Here is an 18,780-nt window from a genome sequence, read left to right on the forward strand (position 1 = left end):
CTATAAATCGTCGTTATTCCATTACGAATAGATTAAATTTCATTTAACTTTTTCTTTTTGATCCGATGCTCTTTCCTCTACTTATTTAGACTGTTAAAGCAGGAAAAAAGTTTCAGGTTTTTCAAGAAATCATTCGTTATGAGACCATAAAAAAACAGTGATTATGTAAAATCACTGTTTTAAATGACTATTCATCTTTCGGGGTATCAATCGTTCCTTCGGCATACACATCAGAAATTTGCTCAAGTGTAATCGCCATATCAGCATCTTCATTGTCATGCCAAGCATTTTGATGTTTCTGCTCTTCTTGCTGCTGCTTTTTCATCATCATCACCCTTTACTGTTTTTCTTAGTATGAGTGATGACCATCAAAATCATTCAGCAGAATTGTCTTCGAAATACTCTTTGTAATACCCGCCTACTTTACCCGTATTATCAACGACAAAGAGAAATTCCTCTGTTTCATTTTTCACATCATATGTGTGTCCAACCGTTAATGCCCGGTCAACCATATATTTTTTCGCATTTGTATGTACACATTTTACTTGTTTTACCGTTTCAGCCGTTTGCCAGTTTTGATGGATCATGATTTAAAAACTCCTTTTTTCATCTATACATTTATTGTAGCCAATTTTTCGTGAAATGCAATGAGTGTTATCGATTGCTTTCAAAGATGTCGTGTAATATGATAAATGTATACGTTTACATGTGTGTGCGTATACAAATGGCTTCATGTCCACTTTTTCCACCTAGAACTCGCAGAACAACCCATATCTTTAAGGAGGTTTGTTTATTTATGAGCTCTACAACACTTCAAATCAGTTCAAAACTCGAATCTTTTCTCCAAGGGACGAAAAAACTCTACATTAACGGTCAGTTTGTCACAAGTCATGATAACAAAACATTCTCTACGCCTAACCCTGCCACAGGAGAAACCCTTATTGATGTATATGAAGCAGGTGCAGCCGACATTGATGAGGCAGTAAAAGCTGCTAAAAAGGCGTTCCATGGACCTTGGCGTTCTATGTCTGCAGCCGAACGTGCCCGCTTGATGTTTAAGCTGGCAGATTTAATGGAAGAACACCAAGAAGAACTGGCTCAGCTGGAAACACTTGATAATGGAAAACCAATTAATGAAACAACCAATGCGGATATCCCTCTTGCCATTGAGCACATGCGCTATTATGCAGGGTGGACCACAAAAATGACTGGACAAACCCTTCCTGTCAGCCAGGGATATTTTAATTATACCCGCCATGAGCCTGTGGGCGTTGTGGGACAAATCATTCCTTGGAACTTCCCGCTGCTCATGGCCATGTGGAAAATGGGTGCTGCACTAGCAACAGGCTGCACCATCGTTTTAAAGCCAGCTGAACAAACGCCACTATCTGCTTTATATTTAGCTGAATTAGTGGATAAAGCCGGATTCCCAGAAGGCGTGATTAACATCGTTCCTGGATTCGGTGAAACAGCCGGTGAAGCATTAACCGATCACCCTGATGTCAATAAGCTGGCTTTCACTGGATCAACAAGTGTTGGGAAATTGATCATGGAGAAAGCAGCCAAATCCATCAAACGTGTTACTTTAGAGCTTGGCGGAAAATCGCCGAATATTATTTTACCAGATGCCGATTTAAAGAAAGCCATTCCAGGTGCATTAAACGGCGTGATGTTTAACCAAGGTCAAGTGTGCTGTGCAGGATCAAGGGTCTTTGTGCACCGGAGCCAATATGATGAAGTCGTCGATCAAATGGCTAAATATGCGACATCATTAAAACAAGGAGCTGGTCTTCATCATGATACCCAGATTGGGCCTCTAGTGAGTAAAGAGCAGCATGAACGTGTGTTAGGTTATATCGAAAAAGGGAAGTCAGAAGGTGCAACAGCCGTAGTCGGTGGTGACTGCCCTTATGAAGCAGGCTATTTCGTCTCCCCTACTGTCTTTAGAGATGTAGAAGATGAAATGACAATCGCAAAAGAAGAGATCTTCGGTCCAGTTCTATCTGCGATTCCTTACGATTCCATTGATGAAGTGGTCGAACGGGCCAATCAATCTGACTATGGGTTAGCGGCAGGACTGTGGACAGAAAACTTAAAGCATGCTCACGATATCGCTGCACGCCTAGAAGCAGGAACCATTTGGGTCAACTGCTATAATGTCTTTGATGCCGCCTCCCCGTTTGGCGGATATAAACAGTCAGGCCTTGGCAGAGAAATGGGATCATATGCCCTTAACAACTATACAGAAGTCAAAAGCGTGTGGATTAATCTGCAAGACTAATCATTTAAGAAAGCCGGTGACGATGTCATCGGCTTTTTTGTGCTGTCATGTGACAGGCCGACTCCTGAATATAGTGATAAAGGAAAGGAGCATGGCCGAATGCAAGATTTTAAAACGAGAGTCAACGAATATATCGATGAACTGCACATGCAGGTAGAACGCAGACAAAGAGAAGATGGCGCATTTATTTTCTGCTTTGAAGGACCTATGATGACAAATGCTTTTTTCATTATGCTGTTAAAAGCCGTTGGTGACCCTGATCAGCAATTGATCCATCAATTGGCCGAAGCAATACATGCCAAACAAAATGAAGATGGTTCCTTTTCTTTGTATCATGACCAGTCGGGACATCTCACAGCTACAGTACAAGGTTATTGCGGCATGCTCGCATCTGGCAGATTTCAAAAAGACGAGCCCCATATGGAAAAAGCAGCACAATATATTCGCTCAAAAGGTGGCCTAAAGAACGTTCATTTTATGACAAAATGGATGCTTGCCATAAATGGCATGCACCCTTGGCCCTACTTCTATGCACCTCTTTCCCTTTTACTCATCCCTACGTCTTTTCCGCTGCACTTCTACCACCTTAGTGCCTATGCAAGGATTCATTTTGTACCCATGATGATCGCACTGAACAAACGGTACACCTCTCATGCTGCGTTTCCATCATTAGCCCATCTTGATGAAAACATGTCTAAAAATCCATTTGACTGGTTTATGGCAAGAGAAGAACGTTCGACTGATGACTTCCTCATGTATATGCGGTCATATACAGCCCTCGACAGCCGGCTCGACTTTTTCGGATATGAAGCGGCAAAGCGATACATGTTTGACCGTCTTGAAAAAGATGGGACGCTGTACAGTTACTTAAGTGCAACCATCTTTATGGTCTATGCCCTCATGAGCCTTGGGTACTCCCCTGGACATCATCTCATCCAAAAAGCAGTCAGAGGTATGAAAAAGCTCGTCACCTCCTGTCAAGGCAAGATATATGCTGAGAATTCCACCTCGACTGTGTGGGATACAGCGCTTGTCAGTTACGCTTCTCAAAGAACAGGAAGAAAACGAGAAGATCCCATGATCATGAATTCCTTCACCTATTTGCTGGACCGGCAGCAAATAAAGAAAGCGGATTGGGCAGTTCATAACCGTCATGCTGCTCCCGGGGGCTTTGGTTTCTCACATATCAATACGAATAATCCTGATTGTGATGACACGCAAATTGTGTTAAAAGCGATCCCAAAAGAATACGCTTCACTTCAGTGGAAACGAGGATATGACTGGCTTCTCTCCATGCAAAACCGTGATGGTGGTTTTTCTGCTTTTGAAAAAAATCAAGATCACTTTCTGCTTCGTCACCTTCCGCTTGAATCTGCGGAGGATGCGGCGATTGATCCGTCAACTCCTGATATTACTGGTCGTGTGCTCCATTTGATTGGTTTAGAAGAAAAAGATACTGCTTCACCCTCGATTCTCAGGCAAAAAGATCGATGTGTAAAATGGCTCATTGACCACCAAGAGAAAAACGGATCATGGTTTGGCAGATGGGGTGTTTGTTATATTTATGGAACTTGGGCAGCGTTAACAGGACTGAAAGCGGCCGGCGTCCCCTCCTCACACCCTGCTGTGCAAAAAGCATGCCGTTTTCTAAAGCAGATTCAGCTTGAAGATGGCAGTTTCGGAGAATCGTGTAAAAGTGCAGAACTGAAAACCTATGTCCCGCTTCCCTTTGGCACAGTGGTTCAAACTGCATGGGCGACCGAGGCGCTCCTCCAATATGAGAAAGCAAATACCGCAGCCATTTTGAAAGCTGTCTCCTTTTTAGTGAACCATCATCATACTGAAGAAGCCATGTACTATCCAGTCGGCATTGGACTGCCAAAACAATTTTACATCACCTATCATAGCTACCCATTTGTGTTTCCGATGATGGCTTGTTCTACATTTTTAGACGAAATGAGGCGTATACATGAATAAAGAAGAATATCGCTCACAGCTCAAAGAGTGGCTTAGCACGATTCAACATGTGTTGCAAGATGATAAAATTCATCAAAAAGTGGAAAATTTACGGCTCAAAATGGAGGATGATCATTCGAGTGAACAAGAATGGTACGAACTAGCCGAAAGGATTGCAGAAGACATGCAGCCACACGAAGAAGTGCGCGATGTAGCAGCTGGAAATCATCAGTTACCACCACTGCCTTATCGGTATGACGCGCTCGAACCTTATATTTCAAAAGAAATTATGTACTTGCACCATCAAAAGCATCATCAAACTTATGTTAATGGTCTAAATCAAGCTGAACTTGCGCTAAAAAAAGCAAGAAGAACCAACGACTTTACGATGATCAAGCATTGGGAACGTGAACTTGCCTTTCATGGGGCAGGACATTATTTACATTGTATCTTTTGGTTTTCAATGAGTCCTTCAGGAAAAAGAAAACCTACTGGTCAAATGCTTCGTCTCATTGATCAATCATTTGGCAGCTATGAGGCGTTCAAGTCACATTTTTCAGCTGCTGCCAAACAAGTAGAAGGTGTTGGATGGGCGATCCTTGTATGGTCCCCGCGATCTCAGCGTTTAGACATTTTACAAGCAGAGCGCCATCAGTTCCTCTCGCAATGGGACATCATCCCCCTTCTTGCTCTTGATGTGTGGGAGCATGCCTATTACCTCCAATATCGAAATGAAAAGGCGCAATATGTAGACCAGTGGTGGAATGTCGTTGACTGGCGTGAGCCAGAAGCAAGACTAAAACAGGCTCAACAAGTGAAATGGACACCTTTTTGATCGCATACTCCACATAGTTCATATACTATGTGGTTTTTTTATTAGTTTACATAATAATATTATGAGCACCAGATGTAAAATCATAGGTTGTTTTTTCAGAAAATTCATTTAAAATAGAAAAGATATGAAAAGAAAGAGAGTTGAATGATAGTATGAAGACCCTTTTACACATTAGTCACTTTGCAGGAAGAACATTTGCTATATGGGTCATTGTCTTTGCTTGTCTAGGCTTTACTTTTCCTGCGGCATTTTCTTTGATTGGACCTTATATCCCTTTTTTACTTGGCATTATTATGTTTGGCATGGGGCTGACGCTGTCTTCTGAAGATTTTAAAGAGCTTTTTAGAAAGCCTCTTTATGTATTGATCGGGGTTTTAGCGCAGTATACACTGATGCCACTCATTGCATTTTTATTGGCCTATGGGTTACATTTGCCTTCTGAAATCGCTGTTGGTGTCATTCTCGTCGGCTGCTGTCCAGGCGGGACTGCATCCAATGTAATGACCTTTTTGGCGAAAGGAAATACGGCCTTATCCGTTGCCGTGACAACGATCTCGACACTACTTGCTCCCATTTTGACCCCTGTTTTTATTTATATTTTTGCAAAATCTTGGTTATCTGTATCACCGGGTGCTTTGTTTTTGTCGATTGTCCAAGTTGTCTTAATTCCGATTATTTTAGGGGTTATCGTCAAATTGTTTTTTAAAAAACAAGTGACGTATGCTGTACAAGCACTCCCGCTTGTATCTGTTACTGGCATTGTCGCCATCATTGCAGCTGTTGTCAGCGCAAATAAAGAACAGATTCTGCAATCTGGACTGCTTATTTTTGCCGTTGTTGTTTTACATAATGCTCTTGGTCTATTATTGGGTTACCTCATTGCAAAATGGTGTAAAATGGACATTCCTTCTCAACGAGCAATTTCAATAGAAGTAGGGATGCAAAATTCTGGACTTGGTGCAGCCCTTGCAACCGCACATTTTTCTCCACTTGCCGCCGTTCCCAGTGCCATTTTTAGCGTATGGCATAATTTATCTGGCTCTTGGCTGGCAACACTTTGGTCGAAAAGAGGCTACCCAGAAAATAAAGACCAAAAAAGCTAGTACCCTCACCGGTACTAGCTTTTTCTTTCGATTATCCTTCAAGCAATAGCTGTTCAGGATCTTCAAGTAGATTTTTAATCGTGACAAGGAACCCAACAGCTTCTTTACCATCGACAATACGGTGGTCGTATGAAAGAGCTAAATACATCATTGGACGGTTTTCAAAGCGTTCTTCATCAATTGCAACAGGACGAAGCTGAATTTTATGCATACCTAAAATTCCAACTTGAGGACTGTTTAAAATTGGTGTTGAAAGCAGAGAACCAAATGTTCCTCCGTTTGTGATCGTGAATGATCCACCTTGTAATTCATTGAGCGATAATTTGTTATCTCTTGCTTTTTTCGCAAGATGACCGATTTCTTTTTCAATTCCAGCAAACGATAGTCTGTCTGCATCACGGACAACTGGTACCACAAGCCCTTCATTGGCGGCTACAGCAATACCGATGTCATAGAATTTTTTAATGACAAGCTCATCACCTTGAATTTCTGCGTTGAGAAGTGGATATTTTTTAAGTGCTGCTACCACTGCTTTTGTGAAGAAGGACATGAAGCCCAGTTTCACATCGTTTTGTTCAAGGAAGGCATCTTTGCGACGCTTTCTTAGATCCATGACAGCTGTCATATCGACTTCATTAAATGTTGTCAGCATCGCTGCCGTTTGTTGAACTTCAACTAAACGTTTTGCAATGGTTTGTCTGCGGCGTGACATTTTTTCACGCTCAACTGGTTTCCCTGCTTGATCATTTTGCACCGCAGCATTTGCTTTTGGCGCAGCTTTCGGTGCACTTGCAGGAGCTTCATTCTTTTGGTAAGAAGCTACATCCTGCTTTCGTACCCTGCCCAGCGGATCTGCGGTTGGAATCTCAGATAAGTCTAACCCCTTCTCTCTTGCTAGTTTTCTAGCTGCTGGAGAAGCGATCGTTCTGCCATTACCAGATTTCGGCTCTTCTTTTGCTGCCTCTTCTTTTTGTTCAGCTGCTGGTTCTTCTTTCGAAGCTGATGCAGAATCTTGCTCAGGTGCTGGAGCTGCGGACTCGCTTCCGCCAGCTTCACCTGCTGCAATCGTTCCGATGACTTCTCCAACTTGGACAGTGTCACCAGAATCTTTCAGTACTTCTTTTAGAACACCAGATTCTTCAGCTGTCAATTCGACATTGACTTTATCTGTTTCAAGTTCTAACAGGTATTCCCCCTGCTCAACATAATCGCCCGGCTGTTTTAGCCACTGAGCAATTGTTCCTTCCGAGATTGATTCCGCTAGTTCAGGTACTTTAATTTCCGCCATTTTTCATTTCCCCCTTAGTTTTTGCGAGTCAAGCTATCAGATACAATTCGTTCTTGTTCTTTTTTATGAACAGTTGGATCACCCTCAGCCGTACTTGAACGTCTTCTGCGGCCGATGTAACGTACTTTTACTTTTTCAGATGCAATTTCACGTAAATATGGCTCAATATATCCCCAAGCGCCCATATTTTGCGGTTCTTCTTGCACCCATACGATTTCTTCTAAGTTTGTCAGTTTTGATAAAATGGCTTTAATATCTTTGGCTGGGAATGGATATAATTGTTCCACTCTCGCAATATGAAGCCAATCTTTTGAGTCTTCCATTTGAGTAAAACGATCACTAATATCGATCGATACCTTCCCGCTCGATAGCACAAGGCGTGTTACTTTTTCATGATCATGCACCAGGCCCGGCTGTTCCAGAACTGGACGGAACTGTCCATCTGTTAGTTCTTGGACTTCGGATAATGTGTTCGGGTTACGAAGCAGACTCTTCGGTGTCATGATGACAAGAGGACGAATCTCTTCACGAAGCAGCATTTTCGCCTGTCTTCTAAGAATATGGAAGTATTGAGCTGCACTTGTCAGATTCGCAACTGTCCAGTTATTCTCAGCAGCTGATTGCAAGAAGCGTTCTGTTCTTCCACTAGAATGTTCTGGACCTTGTCCTTCATATCCATGTGGCAAGAGCATCACAAGCCCTGACTTTTGTCCCCACTTGGCGCGGCCTGCTGAAATAAATTGATCAAAATACACTTGAGCCGCATTTGCGAAGTCTCCAAATTGAGCTTCCCAAATTACTAATGTTTCAGGAGAATAGACATTATAACCATATTCAAACCCGATGACAGAGCCTTCTGACAGTGGACTATTATGGACTGTAAATGATGCATTTGCATCACTCAGTTCATGAAGAGCAATGAATTCATCTCCCGTTTGACTGTCGTGAAGAACAAGGTTTCTTTGAGCAAATGTGCCTCGCTCAGAATCCTGTCCGGTCATTCGAATCGGCGTACCGTCTTTTAATATAGATGCAAATGCCAGTGCTTCACCAAGTGACCATTCCACTTTGCGATCATCTGTAAACACTTTTGCACGTTTTTCAAGGATCCGCTTTAGCTTACCGAATACTTGGAAGTCTTTCGGCCAGCTAATTAATTCTTCATTCAGCTTTCTTAATACATCAAACTCTACAGATGTATCAACTGCAGGGAAGCCGTTAGATACAGGCTCTGGCAGTTCGATTTCTTGAATTGTATGTTCTTTCTTTGAAGGTACTTTTTTATAAGCTTCTTCAATTTTTGCCGTGACAGCCTGCTCAATTTCTTCTCTTTGTTCTTTTGACAGAAGGCCCTCAGTGACAAGCTTATCTGCGAAGATATTCTTGACTGTTTTGTGCTTTCTGACCGCATCATACAGCATTGGCTGAGTAGTAGATGGCTCATCCATTTCGTTATGGCCATATCTGCGGTAGCCAATCAAGTCAATTAAGAAATCCTTTTTAAACCGTTTACGGTATTCTACCGCCAGCTGAACAGCTGCTAAACAAGCTTCTGGATCGTCTGCATTGACGTGAACAATTGGAATCTCGAAACCTTTTGCAAGGTCACTAGCGTATTTTGTTGAACGAGATTCATTGCTTTCTGTGGTAAATCCAATCATATTGTTGGCAATGATATGGATCGTTCCCCCCACTTGATAGCCGACTAATTGACTTAAATTTAATGTTTCTGCGACAATTCCTTCACCAGGAAATGCAGCATCCCCATGAATTAAGATGGCTAACGCTTTTTCAACGTCTTGAACTGGATAGCCTTTTTGAGTACGCGATTCTTGAGCTGCACGAGTGCTTCCTTCAATAATCGGGTCAATAAATTCCAAGTGACTTGGGTTATTGGCAAGTGTGACTCTTGCACTCTTTGTATCTTCATCTTTGATTTGGCGGTCAGCACCGAGATGATATTTTACATCCCCTGTCCATCCGTAGCTGATGCCGATAGAGCCTTCTGATGGTACAAGCTCTTTATTAGGCGCATGCTGGAATTCTGAGAAAATGATCTCATATGGCTTTCCTAACACATGTGCTAATACATTTAAACGGCCTCTATGTGCCATTCCAATGTTAATATTTGAAGTCCCTTGTGTAACAGACTCGGATATAATTTCATCAAGTACTGGAACAAGTGCGTCTAATCCTTCAATAGAAAAACGCTTTTGTCCAACAAATGTTTTGTGAAGGAACTGCTCAAATTGCTCAACTTCTGTTAATCTTTTGAATACAGAAACTAGTTTATCTGCTGGTTTTTTCTTAAATAATTCGCCAGACTCAATAGATTTAGAGAGCCAGTTGCGCTCTTCGAAGTCATGTACGTGATCAAACTCAAATGAAATGGTACGCTTATACGTATTTCTCAAATGGTTAATGGCTTCTATGCCGTTTGAAATGTGTTTAGGTGCATCTGGACTAATAATTGATATTGGAATATTCTTAACGTCTTCTTCAGTTAAACCGTATTCCTTTAATGGAAACAGCTCTTGTAATTCCTTTTCTTTGCGAAGAGGATTGACGGAAGCATTTAAATGGCCATACGTTCTGATGTCTTCTGCCAGTTTAACGACTGATGCTATCTTTTGGATTTGTTCAGAAGTAACTACGCTATTTTCTTTTTTCCCAATTTCCTCCTTCATTTCACTCGGTGGTGCACCAAGTTCATCAAATATGCCTCTTATGTCTTCATCAACACTAGTAGGATCCTGGACATATTGATCGTAGAGCTCGAGCACGTAGCCGAGGTTCGGACCATGAAATTCTTCCCAACTCAACGGTTGTTTCACATCATTTTGAAACATTTTGAACACTACCCCCAACTTTGATCATCAAGTGATTGAACACTATCTCGATATAACTTCCAGAACACAATGACCAAATTTATGTAATAAAACGCTTCCAATCATATTCTACCACTGTTTCGGATTACTTTCTACATTCTTTGTTCAATTAAAGATAAAAAATTCAAAGAAAAACAAAAAATTTAAATCATTCCGAAAAATATTTTAAAGAAAGGGGCAAAACCTTATGCCCCAATGCTTTTATGCAGCAATTTCTTGAGTAATGGATATAGCACATCTGGCAATGTATCGACATCCGGTACAAAAATGCTGAACTTGCCATACATATCTTGGATCGTTTTCATCTGCGCCTCTTCAATCGGAGAATTGGATAAAAACACATTGATCACTTCAATTCCCTTTTTTCTCGCTTCGAGAACCGCTTCATGTGTATCCACGATCCCATTTTGTTCGTAGCTGAATGCAGCCGGCTCTCCGTCTGAGAAAACAATGAGGAACTTTTGCTCTTCTCTTCGTTTTAAAATCATTTTTGTCATTTGGCGAATCGCATAGCCGTCCCGGTTATCCTCCTCTGGCTCAAGTGACATAATGGATGGTCCTGCGTCAAATAAGGAATCTTTGAACGATACGACGGTGTTAAAGTAGTTCGGCTGACTTGTTTCAGTTGCGTCATTTGTATCTTCCCAGAACCCTACAATTTGATGAGGTACCTGCACTGATTTTAAAGCTTCATGAAACAGAACAATCCCTTTTTTTGTCTCATCCATCTTGTCAAACATACTCGCAGAACAGTCAACTAATAAAGTGAACACAGCATCAATTTGAGAAGATGGCGCTTGTTTTTTATAAAATAGTCGAGGGTTAGACTCTGTAAAATAACGAATGAGCTTTTTACTGAGACGTCCTGCATGAAGATCTGTTTTTGGCCATGATTTTTTATGCTCAAGTGTTTTTTGAATCATTTGTTTTAAGCGTTTCTGATAAGGCTCGATTGCCTTTGCGTGCTGCTTGTACACATCTATTTGCTCTGGTGAAGGAGGTTCTGGTGAAATCATGACTGGAAATGCATATTTGTTTTCTTTTCCATTCTCATGCGCATCTGCCCCGCTTTCTTCTCCTTCTGCCTCTTCTAGTGCTTCAAGCTTTGAATAGTCTTTTCGATGGGTTTGTTTGGCTGAACCTTGAACCGTTCCAAGCGCCTGATCTCCATCGTCACCTTCTCTTGCCGCATCTTTACCGAGATCGCTTTTACCACCGTGTTCTAAATCAAATTGAAGGAAACTTTTAGATGGTGCTTCCGTTTCTCTATGCCATACTTCCATATATTCATTATGGATGTCTTCATCCCCCTCTTTTTCCCGATCGACTTTTATATCCTCACTTAACTTAGGCTTTCTTTTGAGGTCATGGAAAAGCGGTTCTTTTGCCGCTTTTTCATAGTCCAATTCTGGGAAGAAAAAGTATGTGTTCAGCATATCCTTTTCAAGGAGCTCATCGAAGCCTTCTGTCAATTCCTTCACAATGATGGCGATATCAGATGTCGAGCGTGCGTCATATACACGTTCAAGACTTGACTCAATAAACGGAATCATTGGATCTATCCGCTCATGAAGGGGTGGAATGTCTTCAAGCGGAGATTCGGCTGTCAGCTTCACGTATATCGCACAAAAGAGTGCATCTGTTAAAATACTGCGCTCTTGGTTAATCGTTAATTGTGTTTTAAAGTGACGTCTGTAAAGCTCTCTTCTCCGTTTAAATACCTTTTTTGTTCCTGGGCGGTCACGTTTAATCCGCTCTTCAATGCGGATATCTTCAAACAGCATAAACAATTGTTTGCACACATCAGGAATGGATAATGTGTGGGCATAGCGAATGATGTCTTCAAATACTGTAAGATCGCTATACACCGTCCCTACTGCTCGCAGGAACACATCACTTTTTAGGCCTGCCATCATATCCTCTTGATGACGATCATCCCAAAAATGGCTGATGAAAATTTTCTTTTCAAACGGTTCATAGTACGATTGAACACCGTATTCAAGCTCCACATCATCACTTTTGGCAAGTGTTTTGGCTAAATCCGTTAATTCCATAAATAGAAATGAATCGATTCTGCTGTCATTAAATTTGATGAATTTCAAAAGTCAGAACCTCACTCGAATAATGTTTGAGCGATATTTCTTACCGCTGCTTTTTCCCGGTCATCTTCTAGCTTCTCTACAATTCCTCGTTCAATTGCACGAAGCGGCGGGATATATTGCGCAAGATCACATGTATCTAACAGTGCGCGAATGGATGCGGCTTCTTCACTGACCTGTCCATTGTGTGCTTGGACGATGAGATCTGATGAAAGCTGTACGAATTGATCGATTAACCGCTCATCCTTTAATACGGATTGAGTGTGCAGTACTTCTTTTAAAATGCCGCCGCCAATGTAAGGAACTTCAATGACAACAAAACGGTTTTTCAGCGCTTCATTGAGCGGCACTGTCCCCACATATCCCTCATTGATTGCTGCAATCACGCCAAAACCTTCTTCTGCTCTAACGACTTCACCTGTAAATGGGTTTGTCATCATTTTTCTGTAATCAAGCACACCGTTTAAAATAGGCAGTGTTTCTGGTTTTGCCATGTTGATTTCATCAATATATAAAAGGTGTCCTTTTTTCATTGCTTTTGTAACGGGTCCTTCAATGAATTCTATAGAAGCAACTTGTCCATCATTATGGATGGTTTTATAGCCAATTAGACTTTCTGCATCAAGGTCAACTGAGCAGTTTACACTATGCATCGGCTGTTGAAAGAAAGCTGATAAAGTTTCTGCTAGTTTTGTTTTACCTGAGCCCGTCGGTCCTTTTAACAGAACATTTTTTCCTAGGGCAAGTGCAATCATGGCATCTTGAATAATAGACGTATCTTGTGATTCATAGCCGCCTGTTCCGATAAGCGGACGAAATTCTTCTTCGAGAACTTTTCCTTTTGCTTCGATCATTGCTTGAATTTCTTCTGGGAGTGCTGGTTGGTTAAACATATATGATTAATTCCTCTCTTCGATCATTTTCCTCACCAAGTATACTAAAAAAACCTTTATGCACTCAATACATAAAGGTTCGACTTCTGTTATTTTACCATTTCTTTTGTGATGGCTCCGCAAGCAATGCGTTTCCCTGAGTTGCCAGAAGGGTTGCTTAAGTAATCATCTGCTTCTGCATGGATGATGAAACTTCGCCCGTTTTGATCAACCAATTGATTCGGGCCTCCTTTGACCGTCACATTCGGAACATTCACAACGACGTCAATTTGACCATCTGCCCCTACTTCTAAATTAGGCATATCTCCAGCATGATGCCCTTTTGGGTTGTCGAAGCCATGCTCTCTATGGGTCGGATTAAAGTGAGCCCCCGCCGTTTCAAAATCTGGCGTTTCACATATTCCTGTTTCATGAATATGAAAGCCGTGAGGACCTGGCGGCAGTCCTTTCGCTTTCACATGCAGATCCAGCCCATTTTCTGAGGACTCTCTTATTTCAATGCTCCCTATTTTTTGCCCGCTTTCGTTTATGAGTGACGTTGTGACTGGTGCTTGTTTAGGTGCGGCAACTTCTCTTGTTTCTTCTGTCGTTTCTTTTTTCGGCGGTGCATGACATGCTGATGCGGTAAAGATCAAACATATCATCATCATCCACACTGACTTTTTCATTTATGACTGCCCCCTTTTGTTATCAGTATGGACAATCACAGCAACGGGCAAACAAAAAAAGCCGAAAATCGGCTTTTTTAGAAGAAACGTTTCGCACCTAGATAGGCTTTTTTCCAATAAGGATTGCTTAAGTTTGAAATTCCTACTCCGCTGTCACTTGCATGAAGGAAATCTCCTCCACCTAGGTATAGTCCCATATGAGAAGGACCTGCTTTGTACGTTGTGAAATAAACAAAATCTCCAACTTGTGGTGTGCTGACAGGCGTCATCATATTCCAGTATCCTGCTGTACTCAATCTAGATACTGATGAAACCTTATTAATGAGATAGTAAACAAAGCCGCTGCAATCAAATCCAGCTGGTGTATTGCCGCCCCATCTGTAAGGTATGCCTGTGAGCTTTTTACCTTCTTGAATCATTGTCGTGATTTTTGCATTCATTGGAACGTCATTTTTATTATTGTTGACCGGTGTTGTTGAACCGTTTGACGTAGAACCATTAGATCCAGTTGAACCGGAAGCTGTTCCGTTGATTTTTAATACTTGTCCAATTCTCAGCACATCACTTTTCAAGCTGTTTGCTGTGCGGATTGATTGAACCTGCACCTTAAACTGATTCGCAATTTTCCATAATGAATCACCTGATTTAACCGTATAAGATGTGGTTTTACTACTTGAAGACTGATTGCTGTTTGAAGGCGTGCTAGGTTGAGCAGGTGCTTTCGGCTGACTTGGTTTTGACGTCACCGTTCCTTTTACCTTCAATACTTGATTTGGATAAATCGTATCAGATTTTAGCGAGTTCAATGTTTTAATTTCACCAATCGACATATTTAACGAATTGGCAATTTTCCAAAGTGAATCGCCTAATTTCACTTTATATGTACTAGATGCTGACGACGAACTATTAGAATTCGTTGATTTGTTACTTGAGCTAGAATTAGATGTTGAGTTTGAATTTGAGGACTGGCTGCCGCTCGTTTTCGCTGTTCCAGACACTTTCAGCTTTTGTCCAGGACGAATGAGGTCACTGTTTAAGCTGTTCAAACTTTTCAAACTTGCAACTGACATTTTGTGATTCTTCGCAATCAGCCATAATGAATCCCCAAGCTTGACTGTATAGCTAGATGTTGTTGAAGCACTTGATTTCGTTGCTTTTGAACTTGTTGATGAGCTGGATTTTGAACTTTTTGCACTAGGAATCTTTAAGCTTTGTCCTGCAAAAATCATCGTCGTTTTTAATTGATTAAGAGATTGAAGTTCCGAAATACTTGTGTTGTACTGTTCGGCAATCTTCCAAAGTGAGTCACCGCTTTTCACCTTGATCGTCTGTGCTTCTGCCGGTGCAGCAATAACAGCTGAGCCTGCGATCGCTGAAACTGTGAGGCCGGTTACTACTTTTTTCTTCATAGATGAATCTCCGCCTTTCATGATTTCATACCATAAGACTTATGTACTAGTTTTGAGTTTAGCATTTAATGGTTCTGCTTCTCTTGCACTATTTTATCTTTATTTCTATAATATTACTCGACATGAAGACGTTGGGCAATACTAAATAGGTTTTAGAGCAGCAAACTCAAAATGCTAAAACAAAGCCATATCGTTTCTATCGGCTGTTTGCTGTATTTATAAACATTTTTTAAGGAATTTTTAAGTTGACGTTTAGAAATTTGTCAAAACAAGCACGTTGCTAGTTTCATAGTTCTATTCTACATGACAAATTTTTCTGTATCAAATGACTTTTTACTTAATTGCCTGTTTTTTCTCCTCAATAAAAAAAGCACCCTTCCCAATGAAGAATGCTGTGTTCATGTTTACTTTCTGATTTCTTGATCTTTTACAGTTAACGGATAGAGGACGCCTTCTTTCGCAAACGACATTTTCCCTGTTTCTTCTGATACCACAAGAACAAGGGCATCAGTCATGCCAGAAAGTCCAATAGCTGCCCGGTGTCTTGTGCCTAGAGAAGGGCTGACTTTTTTCGAGGTGAGCGGTAGGACATTTGCAGCGGAAACAAGCGTGTTTTCTTTCACTAAAAGGGCGCCATCATGAAGTGGGTTTCCAGGATAGAAAATGCTTTCTATTAATGATGCGCTAATTTTCGCATGGAGGTTTGTCCCTTTTTGTATATAATCCTCCACCTCATCTCTCCTTTGAATCACAATCAGTGCGCCATGCTTTTGTTTTGATAAGTTCTCAATGGCTAAAGAAAATTGAGCAAAACCTGGTGTGAATTCTTCCATATATGCTTGTAAATAAAATGAGGAAGCCTCTGCATGCATTTCATTAAACTGATCATGCAATGATTCGAGTTCACAAAGAAGGCATTGTTCCGTCTGGTCAAGCGAATCGACAATTTTCCTTGCATCCATCATAATTTGCGTTAAATGAGATTTCATTTCTAACTTAAACATCGCTTCTTCATTTGTGCGATTGATCATCTCACCATGTCCCTCCTTCTTTCGCTTGTGTCATAAAATAACAAATTGTGCACATTCTATTTGTATGGAGGTGAATTCAATATGACCATTCAAAAAGTGATTCAATATGCTTGCAGCATTTTAGGTGTTGTCAGTCTTTCTTTTATTTATGCCCAAATGTTCAAAAAAACGAAGCCCTCAAAGAAAAATAATCCGACGGAGAATTGATTTTTTTACATAGCGTGATATAATTCCTCTCGTTATTTCTGTTCAGAGAGGAACTTATGATGAGAGAAACGAATAGTATTCGAGCAAAGTTGGCACAATTTTTAACCATATTGATTCCGATTTTAATTACACAAGCAGGTCTTTCGCTCATCACATTTTTAGACACGGTGATGTCTGGAAAAGTGAGTGCAGAAGACCTAGCAGGTGTAGCGATCGGTTCGAGCATTTGGACACCTGTTTATACTGGTCTCGCTGGTATTTTAATGGCTGTTACCCCTATAGTGGCTCAGTTGATGGGCGGCGGTCGCAGGGAAGGTGTTCCTCGTGCAGTCTTTCAGGCCATTTATTTATCTTTTCTTTTAAGTATCGTGGTGATTGTCATTGGATCGTTGTGTGTTCCTTTTATTTTAGGGAGACTTGGGCTTGAACCATCCGTAGAAATCATTGCCCGTCATTTTCTCAGCTTCCTTGCTATTGGAATCATCCCGCTTTTTGGTTATTCAGTCATGAGATCGTTCATTGATGCATTAGGAAAAACACGTGTGACGATGTTCATTACGTTAACCGCACTTCCTATTAATTTTGTTTTAAATTATCTCTTTATTTTTGGAAACTTTGGGTTTCCAAAGCTTGGCGGTGCAGGGGCAGGTCTTGCATCTGCGCTGACGTATTGGGCAATTTTCATCATGAGTATTTGTATTGTCATCAAAGCCGAACCGTTTGCATCCTTTCGGTTGTTTCAGACATTACCTCGTTTTAACGTCTCCCGAATGGGTCAAATACTGAAAATCGGTATCCCTATTGGGTTTGCGATCTTTTTTGAAACAAGTATTTTTGCAGCTGTCACGCTCTTAATGGGTCACTTTGATACCGTGACAATCGCCAGTCACCAAGCAGCGATGAATTTTGCTTCTATTTTATATATCCTGCCGCTTAGTATCTCAATGGCTTTAACGATTGTTGTAGGTTTTGAAGCCGGTGCCATGCGGTATAAAGACGCAAAAAGCTACAGCTATATTGGCATTGCAACAGCTGTTTTGTTCTCATTATGTACCGCAGCCCTCATCTTGTTATTTAGACCTGAGATCGCTGGTTTATATACAACTGAATCAGCTGTTTTACAAATGACACAGCACTTTTTGATGTATGCGATCTTTTTCCAGCTGTCAGATGCGATCGCCGCACCAATTCAGGGAGCTCTACGCGGGTATAAAGATGTGAATTATACACTGATTGCTGCGTTTGTCTCTTACTGGGTCATCGGCCTTCCAGCTGGCTACTTGATTGGCACGTATACCTCATTTGGAGCGTTTGGTTATTGGATTGGGCTGATTACTGGGCTTGCCGCAGGTGCCATCGTCCTATTTGTTCGTCTCAGGTTGATTGAAAGAAGTATGCATTCTGATACAACAGGAAAAGGCAGCTGACTGAAGTCAGCTGCCTTTCATTTAGTCATTCCATTGATACGTCCAGAAAATTTCTTCATCAAACCATTTTTGGACGACTGGTTCTTTGTTTTTCAACTTTTGTTCAAGCTCTCTTAGCATGCCTTCTGTTTGTGTTCTATGCGCTCTTAGTGCATTTAATTTGATATCGGCTACATCCGTAATATCAATCACAATATCGGCATTTCCTAGCACTTCTTCTCGATTTTTCGTAATGGCCATACAGTATGTGACGGGACGGTCTTCTTTTTTCTTGCGGTATAGAGCACGAATGACCGCTTCACCTGTCGCGTCATGATCAGGGTGTACACCATGACCTGGATAAAATGTGACAATAAGGGTTGGTTTCACTTCATCAATAATACTTTCCATCACATCCGCTAAATACTCATCATCTTCAAATTCCAACGTTTTATCCCGAAGACCAAGCATTCGCAAGTCTGTGACATCCATTTCTTTACATGCATTGATTAATTCCTGTTTTCTTAATTCAGGAAGTGTCTCACGGTTAGCATATGTTGGACTTCCCATATTTCTTCCCATTTCTCCAAGTGTCCCGCATGCATACGTCACTGGAATTCCACGTTTTCTGCTTTTCGCGATGAGCCCTGCGACCCCGAAGGATTCATCGTCGGGGTGAGGCAGCATCACAAGTACATGTTCGTTCATCACTGTTC

16 protein-coding genes are annotated in these 18,780 nt (G+C 41.3%); 6 read left to right on the plus strand and 10 right to left on the minus strand.

What is annotated here, in order from left to right; genetic code table 11:
- Positions 1–187: 187 nt before the first annotated feature.
- Both NSQ17_RS09830 and NSQ17_RS09835 read right to left on the minus strand, forming a co-directional pair.
- Positions 188–331, minus strand: coding sequence for a YozQ family protein (locus NSQ17_RS09830; protein WP_242730570.1), 144 nt, complete (start codon positions 329–331; stop codon positions 188–190).
- A gap of 43 nt (positions 332–374) precedes the next feature.
- A complete protein-coding gene (locus NSQ17_RS09835; RefSeq protein ID WP_017367443.1) occupies positions 375–587 on the minus strand; it encodes a DUF6501 family protein in 213 nt (70 codons plus the stop codon).
- A gap of 209 nt (positions 588–796) precedes the next feature.
- Here NSQ17_RS09835 and NSQ17_RS09840 point away from each other — a divergent pair, with 209 nt between their 5' ends.
- The 4 genes from NSQ17_RS09840 (at position 797) to NSQ17_RS09855 (ending at position 6,175) form a co-directional block, all read left to right on the plus strand.
- Positions 797–2,281 (plus strand): aldehyde dehydrogenase family protein, encoded by a 1,485-nt coding sequence (locus NSQ17_RS09840; protein ID WP_017359492.1) that lies wholly within the window; start codon positions 797–799, stop codon positions 2,279–2,281.
- Between the two features lie 99 nt (positions 2,282–2,380).
- Positions 2,381–4,258 carry a prenyltransferase/squalene oxidase repeat-containing protein gene (locus NSQ17_RS09845; RefSeq protein ID WP_342467389.1) on the plus strand — a complete coding sequence of 626 codons (1,878 nt, stop codon included), beginning with the start codon at positions 2,381–2,383 and terminating at the stop codon, positions 4,256–4,258.
- The gene (locus NSQ17_RS09850; RefSeq protein ID WP_024718579.1) at positions 4,251–5,072 is read left to right on the plus strand and encodes a superoxide dismutase; all 822 of its coding nucleotides are present in this window, start codon (positions 4,251–4,253) and stop codon (positions 5,070–5,072) included. Before NSQ17_RS09845 ends, NSQ17_RS09850 begins: the two co-directional genes overlap by 8 nt.
- A gap of 152 nt (positions 5,073–5,224) precedes the next feature.
- Entirely contained in the window at positions 5,225–6,175 is a 951-nt protein-coding gene (locus tag NSQ17_RS09855) for a bile acid:sodium symporter family protein (RefSeq protein WP_342467390.1), read from the plus strand.
- Positions 6,176–6,206: 31 nt separating this feature from the next.
- Here the strand turns inward: NSQ17_RS09855 and odhB are convergent, their stop codons facing one another.
- The 7 genes from odhB to cdaS form a co-directional block, all read right to left on the minus strand.
- Complete coding sequence (odhB, locus tag NSQ17_RS09860) at positions 6,207–7,463, minus strand: 2-oxoglutarate dehydrogenase complex dihydrolipoyllysine-residue succinyltransferase (RefSeq protein WP_047946567.1); 1,257 nt, start codon at positions 7,461–7,463, stop codon at positions 6,207–6,209.
- Between the two features lie 14 nt (positions 7,464–7,477).
- Positions 7,478–10,312 carry a 2-oxoglutarate dehydrogenase E1 component gene (gene sucA / locus NSQ17_RS09865; protein WP_017359494.1) on the minus strand — a complete coding sequence of 945 codons (2,835 nt, stop codon included), beginning with the start codon at positions 10,310–10,312 and terminating at the stop codon, positions 7,478–7,480.
- Between the two features lie 224 nt (positions 10,313–10,536).
- The gene (locus tag NSQ17_RS09870) at positions 10,537–12,453 is read right to left on the minus strand and encodes a VWA domain-containing protein (protein WP_268373088.1); all 1,917 of its coding nucleotides are present in this window, start codon (positions 12,451–12,453) and stop codon (positions 10,537–10,539) included.
- A gap of 11 nt (positions 12,454–12,464) precedes the next feature.
- Positions 12,465–13,343, minus strand: a complete 879-nt coding sequence (locus tag NSQ17_RS09875) for a MoxR family ATPase (RefSeq protein WP_017359496.1) — start codon at positions 13,341–13,343, stop codon at positions 12,465–12,467.
- An 89-nt stretch (positions 13,344–13,432) separates the two neighbouring features.
- Entirely contained in the window at positions 13,433–14,011 is a 579-nt protein-coding gene (locus NSQ17_RS09880; RefSeq protein ID WP_342467391.1) for a superoxide dismutase family protein, read from the minus strand.
- A gap of 77 nt (positions 14,012–14,088) precedes the next feature.
- Complete coding sequence (locus tag NSQ17_RS09885; RefSeq protein WP_024718576.1) at positions 14,089–15,420, minus strand: peptidoglycan endopeptidase; 1,332 nt, start codon at positions 15,418–15,420, stop codon at positions 14,089–14,091.
- A 404-nt stretch (positions 15,421–15,824) separates the two neighbouring features.
- Complete coding sequence (gene cdaS / locus NSQ17_RS09890; protein ID WP_024718575.1) at positions 15,825–16,451, minus strand: sporulation-specific diadenylate cyclase CdaS; 627 nt, start codon at positions 16,449–16,451, stop codon at positions 15,825–15,827.
- A gap of 81 nt (positions 16,452–16,532) precedes the next feature.
- Between cdaS and NSQ17_RS09895 the strand changes: the two genes are divergently transcribed.
- Both NSQ17_RS09895 and NSQ17_RS09900 read left to right on the plus strand, forming a co-directional pair.
- On the plus strand, positions 16,533–16,658 hold the full coding sequence (locus NSQ17_RS09895) for a hypothetical protein (RefSeq protein WP_003215647.1): 126 nt from the start codon (positions 16,533–16,535) through the stop codon (positions 16,656–16,658).
- Positions 16,659–16,717: 59 nt separating this feature from the next.
- Positions 16,718–18,085: an MATE family efflux transporter gene (locus tag NSQ17_RS09900; RefSeq protein WP_144665629.1), complete on the plus strand. Its 1,368-nt coding sequence runs from the start codon at positions 16,718–16,720 to the stop codon at positions 18,083–18,085.
- A 21-nt stretch (positions 18,086–18,106) separates the two neighbouring features.
- On the opposite strand, the gene bshB2 is transcribed toward NSQ17_RS09900, so the two are convergent.
- Entirely contained in the window at positions 18,107–18,772 is a 666-nt protein-coding gene (bshB2, locus tag NSQ17_RS09905) for a bacillithiol biosynthesis deacetylase BshB2 (protein WP_144665631.1), read from the minus strand.
- Positions 18,773–18,780 lie beyond the last annotated feature (8 nt).

Origin of the sequence: Bacillus sp. FSL W8-0629 (genome assembly GCF_038593225.1) — a bacterium.
Lineage (GTDB): Bacteria > Bacillota > Bacilli > Bacillales > Bacillaceae > Bacillus > Bacillus altitudinis.

Excerpts from the sequence above, each read along its gene's own strand:
- NSQ17_RS09830 (WP_242730570.1), bottom strand. The coding sequence starts at position 331 with ATGATGATGAAAAAGCAGCAGCAAGAAGAGCAGAAACATCAAAATGCT.
- NSQ17_RS09835 (WP_017367443.1), bottom strand. The coding sequence starts at position 587 with ATGATCCATCAAAACTGGCAAACGGCTGAAACGGTAAAACAAGTAAAA.
- NSQ17_RS09840 (WP_017359492.1), top strand. The coding sequence starts at position 797 with ATGAGCTCTACAACACTTCAAATCAGTTCAAAACTCGAATCTTTTCTC.
- NSQ17_RS09845 (WP_342467389.1), top strand. The coding sequence starts at position 2,381 with ATGCAAGATTTTAAAACGAGAGTCAACGAATATATCGATGAACTGCAC.
- NSQ17_RS09850 (WP_024718579.1), top strand. The coding sequence starts at position 4,251 with ATGAATAAAGAAGAATATCGCTCACAGCTCAAAGAGTGGCTTAGCACG.
- NSQ17_RS09855 (WP_342467390.1), top strand. The coding sequence starts at position 5,225 with ATGAAGACCCTTTTACACATTAGTCACTTTGCAGGAAGAACATTTGCT.
- odhB (WP_047946567.1), bottom strand. The coding sequence starts at position 7,463 with ATGGCGGAAATTAAAGTACCTGAACTAGCGGAATCAATCTCGGAAGGA.
- sucA (WP_017359494.1), bottom strand. The coding sequence starts at position 10,312 with ATGTTTCAAAATGATGTGAAACAACCGTTGAGTTGGGAAGAATTTCAT.
- NSQ17_RS09875 (WP_017359496.1), bottom strand. The coding sequence starts at position 13,343 with ATGTTTAACCAACCAGCACTCCCAGAAGAAATTCAAGCAATGATCGAA.
- NSQ17_RS09880 (WP_342467391.1), bottom strand. The coding sequence starts at position 14,011 with ATGAAAAAGTCAGTGTGGATGATGATGATATGTTTGATCTTTACCGCA.
- NSQ17_RS09885 (WP_024718576.1), bottom strand. The coding sequence starts at position 15,420 with ATGAAGAAAAAAGTAGTAACCGGCCTCACAGTTTCAGCGATCGCAGGC.
- cdaS (WP_024718575.1), bottom strand. The coding sequence starts at position 16,451 with ATGATCAATCGCACAAATGAAGAAGCGATGTTTAAGTTAGAAATGAAA.
- NSQ17_RS09895 (WP_003215647.1), top strand. The coding sequence starts at position 16,533 with ATGACCATTCAAAAAGTGATTCAATATGCTTGCAGCATTTTAGGTGTT.
- NSQ17_RS09900 (WP_144665629.1), top strand. The coding sequence starts at position 16,718 with ATGAGAGAAACGAATAGTATTCGAGCAAAGTTGGCACAATTTTTAACC.
- bshB2 (WP_144665631.1), bottom strand. The coding sequence starts at position 18,772 with ATGAACGAACATGTACTTGTGATGCTGCCTCACCCCGACGATGAATCC.